The sequence below is a fragment of the Streptococcus sp. 2154 genome (genome assembly GCF_013277255.1).
In the GTDB taxonomy this organism is placed as follows: domain Bacteria; phylum Bacillota; class Bacilli; order Lactobacillales; family Streptococcaceae; genus Streptococcus; species Streptococcus pseudopneumoniae.
Map to the genome: position 1 here is coordinate 53,995 of NZ_VMMK01000028.1, position 6,798 is coordinate 60,792.

The 6,798-nt window shown below is 32.5% G+C and carries 6 protein-coding genes and 1 other annotated feature; all 6 genes read left to right on the top strand.

Annotated elements, in window-relative coordinates:
• Positions 1–11 precede the first annotated feature (11 nt).
• The 6 genes from HT693_RS04775 to HT693_RS04800 all read left to right on the top strand — a co-directional run bounded on the left by HT693_RS04775 (position 12) and on the right by HT693_RS04800 (position 6,182).
• The gene (locus HT693_RS04775; protein WP_023941553.1) at positions 12–1,079 is read left to right on the top strand and encodes an extracellular solute-binding protein; all 1,068 of its coding nucleotides are present in this window, start codon (positions 12–14) and stop codon (positions 1,077–1,079) included.
• A 103-nt stretch (positions 1,080–1,182) separates the two neighbouring features.
• Positions 1,183–2,193, top strand: a complete 1,011-nt coding sequence (locus tag HT693_RS04780; protein ID WP_172924967.1) for an ABC transporter ATP-binding protein — start codon at positions 1,183–1,185, stop codon at positions 2,191–2,193.
• 11 nt (positions 2,194–2,204) lie between these two features.
• Positions 2,205–3,896: an iron ABC transporter permease gene (locus HT693_RS04785; protein WP_001216175.1), complete on the top strand. Its 1,692-nt coding sequence runs from the start codon at positions 2,205–2,207 to the stop codon at positions 3,894–3,896.
• A gap of 2 nt (positions 3,897–3,898) precedes the next feature.
• Entirely contained in the window at positions 3,899–4,609 is a 711-nt protein-coding gene (locus HT693_RS04790; RefSeq protein WP_000127549.1) for an MgtC/SapB family protein, read from the top strand.
• 95 nt (positions 4,610–4,704) lie between these two features.
• A complete protein-coding gene (locus tag HT693_RS04795; protein WP_000656297.1) occupies positions 4,705–5,073 on the top strand; it encodes a hypothetical protein in 369 nt (122 codons plus the stop codon).
• Between the two features lie 107 nt (positions 5,074–5,180).
• The gene (locus HT693_RS04800) at positions 5,181–6,182 is read left to right on the top strand and encodes a LacI family DNA-binding transcriptional regulator (protein ID WP_000789951.1); all 1,002 of its coding nucleotides are present in this window, start codon (positions 5,181–5,183) and stop codon (positions 6,180–6,182) included.
• A gap of 211 nt (positions 6,183–6,393) precedes the next feature.
• Positions 6,394–6,624: a binding site (T-box leader), on the top strand.
• Positions 6,625–6,798 lie beyond the last annotated feature (174 nt).

Here is a 6,798-nt window from a genome sequence, read left to right on the forward strand (position 1 = left end):
GAGAACTTATCATGAAAAAAATGAAAGTTTGGTCTACTGTACTTGCAACGGGAGTTGCTCTTACTACACTTGCTGCTTGCTCTGGAGGTTCAAATTCTACGACTGCTTCTTCATCTGAAGAAAAAGCTGATAAAAGTCAAGAATTAGTAATCTATTCGAACTCAGTCTCAAATGGTCGTGGTGATTGGTTAACTGCTAAAGCAAAAGAAGCTGGTTTTAATATAAAAATGGTTGATATCGCTGGTGCTCAATTAGCAGACCGTGTTATTGCTGAGAAGAATAATGCAGTTGCAGATATGGTATTTGGAATTGGTGCTGTTGATTCAAATAAAATTAGAGATCAAAAATTACTAGTACAGTACAAGCCTAAATGGTTAGATAAGATTGATCAATCTTTATCAGATAAAGATAATTATTATAATCCTGTGATTGTTCAACCATTAGTTTTAATTGGGGCGCCTGATGTAAAAGAAATGCCTAAAGATTGGACTGAATTAGGTAGTAAGTATAAAGGTAAATATTCAATTTATGGTCTTCAAGGTGGTACAGGACGGGCAATTCTAGCAAGTATCTTAGTTCGTTATCTTGATGAAAAAGGTGATTTAGGAGTATCGGAAAAGGGCTGGGAAGTTGCAAAAGAATACTTTGCAAATGCCTATACTCTTCAAAAAGGTGAAAGCTCAGTTGTTAAAGCGTTAGATAAAGAAAGCCCAATTCAATACGGTATGATCTGGGGTTCTGGAGCGTTAATCGGACAAAAAGAACAAAATGTTGAATTCAAAGTTATGACTCCTGAGATTGGTGTACCATTTGTAACTGAACAAACTATGGTTTTAAGCACTAGTAAAAAACAAGCGTTAGCTAAAGAATTTATTGATTGGTTTGGTCAAACAGAAATTCAAGTAGAATATAGTAAAAAATTTGGATCTATTCCTGCCAATAAAGATGCCCTAAAAGAGTTACCTGAAGATACGAAAAAATTTGTTGATCAAGTGAAACCACAAAATATTGACTGGGAAGCTGTTGGAAAGCATTTGGATGAATGGGTAGAAAAAGCTGAATTAGAATACGTAAAATAAGAAATAAGAGTTATTTTTTATGTCCAAGTCTCTCTATTATTTCTAAATTTATGGAAGAAATAAAGAGAGGCTTTTGGCTTTAGTGATAGAGGGAGTTAGTGAGATGATTAAATTTGATAATATTCAAATTAAATATGGTGATTTTGTTGCAATTGATAATCTGAATTTAGATATACATGAAGGGGAATTCTTTACATTTCTTGGGCCTTCAGGATGTGGTAAATCAACTACTTTGAGAGCTTTGGTAGGTTTTCTAAATCCATCATCAGGAAGTATTGAAGTTAATGGAACAGATGTCACTCATTTGGAACCTGAAAAGCGTGGAATTGGTATTGTATTTCAATCTTATGCGCTATTTCCAACTATGACTGTTTTTGATAATATTGCATTTGGTTTAAAAGTTAAGAAGGTAGCTCCAGATGTTATTAAAGCTAAAGTATCAGCAGTAGCAGCAAAAATTAAGATCTCTGATCAACAGTTACAGCGTAATGTATCAGAATTATTTGGGGGTCAACAACAAAGGGTAGCATTGGCTCGTGCTCTGGTTCTTGAACCTAAAATTCTTTGTCTAGATGAACCATTGTCAAACCTTGACGCAAAATTACGTGTAGATTTGAGAAAAGAGTTGAAAAGACTTCAAAAAGAGTTAGGTATTACTACTTTATATGTTACTCATGATCAAGAGGAAGCCTTGACTTTATCTGATAGAATTGCAGTCTTTAACAATGGATACATCGAACAGGTCGGTACACCAGTAGAAATTTATCATAATTCTCAAACTGAATTTGTATGTGATTTTATTGGAGATATTAATGTTTTGACCGATGAAACAGTCCACGAAGTATTATTGAAAAATACAAGCGTTTTCTTAGAAGATAAAAAAGGATACATTCGATTAGAGAAAGTTCGATTCAATCGTGAAACTGAACAAGATTTCACTCTAAAAGGGACAATTATTGATGTTGAGTTTTCTGGAGTTACAATTCACTATACAATAAAAGTTTCTGAAAGTCAGATTCTTAATGTAACAAGTATTGATAGTCAGGCTGTTATTAGATCTGTCGGAGAAAGTGTGGAATTATTTATCACTCCATCAGACGTTCTGCAATTTTAAGGAGGTGCAGTATGCGTCATAAATTAAATTTAAAAGATTGGCTTATTCGTTTAGGGTTAATCTGGTTCTTAGTAACATTTATTATTTATCCAAACTTTGATCTAGTAGTGAATGTATTTGTAAAAGGAGGAGAATTTTCCCTTGATGCTGTACATCGTGTTCTAAAATCTCAGAGGGCACTTCAGAGTATTATGAACAGTTTTAAGTTAGCATTTTCACTCATTATTACAGTTAATGTCGTAGGTATTCTTTGTGTTCTATTTACAGAGTACTTTGATATTAAAGGTGCTAAAATTTTAAAATTAGGTTATATGACCTCTTTAATTTATGGAGGAGTGGTTTTAGCGACTGGATATAAATTTGTCTATGGTCCTTATGGATTGATTACAAAATTTTTACAAAATATTATCCCTTCTTTAGACCCTAACTGGTTTATTGGGTATGGTGCAGTCTTATTCATTATGACATTTTCAGGAACGGCTAATCATACATTGTTTTTAACAAATACAATTCGAAGCGTTGACTATCACACTATTGAGGCTGCTCGAAATATGGGAGCAAAACCATTTACTGTTTTCCGAAAAGTAGTGTTACCAACCTTAATTCCAACTCTATTTGCACTTACTATTATGGTTTTTCTTAGTGGTTTATCTGCAGTAGCAGCACCCATGATTGTTGGTGGTAAAGAATTTCAAACTATAAATCCAATGATTATTACATTTGCAGGGATGGGGAATTCTCGTGATTTAGCTGCCTTACTTGCAATTATTTTAGGTATTGCAACTACAATTTTGCTTACTATCATGAATAAGATAGAAAAAGGTGGAAATTATATTTCTATCTCTAAGACTAAAGCGCCTCTTAAAAAACAAAAAATTGCGTCTAAGCCTTGGAATATCATTGCTCACATTGTAGCATATGGATTGTTCACAGTTTTCATGCTTCCACTAATTTTTATAGTATTATACTCATTTACAGATCCAGTTGCAATTCAAACAGGTAACTTAACATTATCAAACTTTACTTTAGAAAATTATCGCTTATTCTTTAGTAATAGTGCGGCATTCTCTCCATTCTTGGTCAGCTTTATTTATTCTATTATTGCTGCGACAACAGCAACAATTCTCGCAGTTGTATTTGCTCGTGTTGTCAGAAAACATAAATCTCGTTTTGATTTCTTATTTGAATATGGTGCTCTACTTCCTTGGTTACTACCAAGTACACTTTTAGCAGTAAGTTTATTATTTACTTTTAATCAGCCACAATTTCTTGTCTTGAATCAGATTTTGGTAGGTAGTTTGGTAATTCTACTTATTGCATATATAGTTGTAAAAATCCCATTTTCTTATAGAATGGTACGTGCTATTTTATTTAGTGTTGATGATGAGATGGAAGATGCAGCAAGAAGTATGGGTGCTTCACCTTTTTATACTATGATGAAGGTTATCATTCCATTTATTTTACCGGTTGTTCTCTCTGTTATTGCTTTAAACTTTAACTCTTTATTAACTGACTTCGACTTATCTGTATTCCTTTACCATCCCCTAGCTCAACCATTAGGTATTACGATTCGATCTGCAGGTGATGAAACAGCAACATCTAATGCACAAGCTCTGGTATTTGTTTATACAATTGTTCTGATGATTGTTTCTGGAACTGTATTATACTTCACACAAAGACCGGGGCGTAAAGTAAGGAAATAATCATGACAGCCACTAGTCTTGGGTTATCACATATTGAAATAGTTGTCAGGATTGTTTTATCAGTAGTTATTGGTGGTGTAATTGGTTTAGAGAGAGGAAGTAAATCTCAACCAGCAGGTATTCGTACACATAGTATTGTTTGTCTGGCTGCATGTTTAATTATGATGACGAATGAATACGTATCTTATAAATTTGGTACAGGAGATCCTACACGCTTAGGTGCGCAGGTTATATCAGGTGTTGGTTTTCTTGGGGCTGGAACAATACTTATTACAGATAAAAAGAAAATAACTGGTTTAACAACTGCAGCAGGCATTTGGGCTTCGGCAGGAATTGGATTAGCTATTGGAGTAGGTTTTTATGAGGGAGCTCTTTTAGTAGCCATTTCTGTTTGGGGTGTGATATCCATGTTCCAACCACTAAAAAAATATCTACGAAATCGTTCTAAAATGATTGAATTGTATATAGTGGTTAAATCTACAGAAGCCTATAATCGTGTATTGGTTTATTGTGCAGAAAATGGTATCAGAATGACCGATTCAAGAACAGCGTTTGGAGATGTTAATTCTGACAGAATTGAATACTTTGATGTTCCAGACAAAAAAATAGCGTCATTTATTACTCTGGAATTATCAGGTAGATTTGAACATCTTCGTTTGATGGAAGAAATTGCTAATATTGTAGGTGTTATTTATGTCGAAGAAATTAGCTGAAATTTAGTAAACAAAGGGACAGATGTTTTTGTCCTTTTGTTTTTTAGATGTTTTAATCATCTAATTTTTGAGTAGATTTTTGCTCAGAGGTTTTTATGAAAGATTATAAAATCAATTTTGATTTAGGTAAAATAGAATATTTTGATAATAATTGTTTGATACAAGTATACAAATTTATTTCTTTTTATGATATTTATGAAATGGTGTTTGCCTTTCATTTATCTCCTGATGAGTTGATAACAAATGTTATCTTTAAAGAAAAAATTAACTCTATGTTAAAATGTTACATTGACAGGCTATTATATTTTTTTATAAATCCTACACATTTTACTGAAAAAGTTAATCTACAATTTTATGGTAGTTTTTTCTCATATGAATTTATTTGTCGTGAAGTTGGAAACATTCTTAAAAATAAAGGTGTGAAATGCAATTTAAACTTTTTTGAAGGGGAAGAATATTTGTAAAATTAATTTTGTGAATTTGTGGATCTTAAATAATTTACTAAATTCTCTTGTTAAAAAAAATTAAATATTGTATAGTAATATTAGAATGTTCGTAATGGAGGACTGAAATGAAAAATATAAATGGGAAAAAAGTAACTATTTATGACATTGCACGTTTATCAGGTTTTTCTCCAAAAACAGTTTCACGAGTTATTAATGGTGGAGTAAATGTTAAAGAAGAAACTTATCAAGCGATTCAAAAAGTTATAGAGGAATTGTCGTATATTCCAAATGCGTATGCAAAAAATTTAACTAAAAAAGAAGCTATAAATATATTGATTTCTGTAAAAAAAATCGACTCTTTTCCTTTAATTTGGTTTCAAACTTTATTAGATAAAGTTTTACAAACTTGTAAAGAGTATGGTGTTAATGCTATAGTTGAGTACTTTGGAGAGGAGGATACAATTAGTAATTCAATTATATCAAGCACAGGTAGCCTAGTAGATGGTGTTATTGTTTTTTATGAAAGTGTAGATGATATCAGAATTCAGTATTTAAAGAAGAACCATATGCCTTTTCTTGTTTTCGGTGAATCTCAAACGTCTGGAGTAGTCTATGTATCTAATAATAATTTTCAAGCTACTTATGATATGATGAAAGCTGTAACTGAAGAAAAATTTAAAAATATGTGGTTGCTTATGGGAGGAGAATCTCATGTTAATAAGGATCGTGAAAGAGGTGTGCGTTCTTTTCTGAATGATAAAAATTACTTTATGGATTTAAAAGTCATTTATGGCTTATCTACAATTGATTCAGTTTATTCTTATGCAATGCAGCACTTGACTACCCAAAATGATCCGGACATTATTTTTGTTTCAGGAGATGAAAAGGTTCAGGGCTTGATTCGTGCGTGCTATGAGAAAGGAATTCTTATTCCAGATGATATTTCTATCATTGGATTTGATAATATTCCTATTTCTCAGTATTATACTCCAGCTTTGTCTACAATTGCTCCCAATTATGTTAAATTGGCTAAAGAAATGATAGAAGGTGTTTTAGCAATTATTAAAGGGGAAAGTGTCACATCTGTTGAAGTTTCTCCTAAATTTGTTAGGAGACAGAGTTTCTAGTATTGTTTAATTCTTGAAAATCCTAGTGGAAAAGATGGAGTGTTCTAAAATAAGTTCTGTTTAGCCTCCATTCAGTTTCTATTGAGTTGGATCCAATTTCTAACAAGTGGGACATGTTCATGTTCGATCTAAGGAAGACATGGTCACATTCGAATGATATTTTCAAAAAAATCGTAAAAAAGTCTTGACAAAGAAAAAACAAAGTATTAAAATAAGTTCAACAAATCAGAAAAGTAACTATTTTTGATCTTCAGGGAGCCTGTGGTGATTGTGAATAGGTGGTTGGAAGTAGTGAAAGTGGGCTGATTTAAAAAATGAATTTGAAACAATGAAAATTCGGTGCGCACACCTTACAGTGCAGCTTGTTGTTAGACAAGGCAGAGATGTAAAGGAGATAGTTCCTTTATAATTGAGGTGGCACCGCGTTACCAACGCCCTCACATGGAAGTAGATTCCGTGTGTGGGCTTTTTTCTATCCGTCATTTTGTTTATCTTTTATTAGGGCCTTAAGTCGCTTTGATGAACTTGAGTTTTATCTACAGCTCCTTGCCTGTTACTAAAAATAAACAAAAAGCTGAATTAATATGGAAAAAGCTAGTAATACTCAATGAAAATC

What these genes read in the sequence shown, in the direction of transcription:
- HT693_RS04790 (WP_000127549.1), top strand. Translation starts at nt 3,899, where the DNA reads ATGACAGCCACTAGTCTTGGGTTATCACATATTGAAATAGTTGTCAGG.
- HT693_RS04785 (WP_001216175.1), top strand. Translation starts at nt 2,205, where the DNA reads ATGCGTCATAAATTAAATTTAAAAGATTGGCTTATTCGTTTAGGGTTA.
- HT693_RS04800 (WP_000789951.1), top strand. Translation starts at nt 5,181, where the DNA reads ATGAAAAATATAAATGGGAAAAAAGTAACTATTTATGACATTGCACGT.
- HT693_RS04780 (WP_172924967.1), top strand. Translation starts at nt 1,183, where the DNA reads ATGATTAAATTTGATAATATTCAAATTAAATATGGTGATTTTGTTGCA.
- HT693_RS04775 (WP_023941553.1), top strand. Translation starts at nt 12, where the DNA reads ATGAAAAAAATGAAAGTTTGGTCTACTGTACTTGCAACGGGAGTTGCT.
- HT693_RS04795 (WP_000656297.1), top strand. Translation starts at nt 4,705, where the DNA reads ATGAAAGATTATAAAATCAATTTTGATTTAGGTAAAATAGAATATTTT.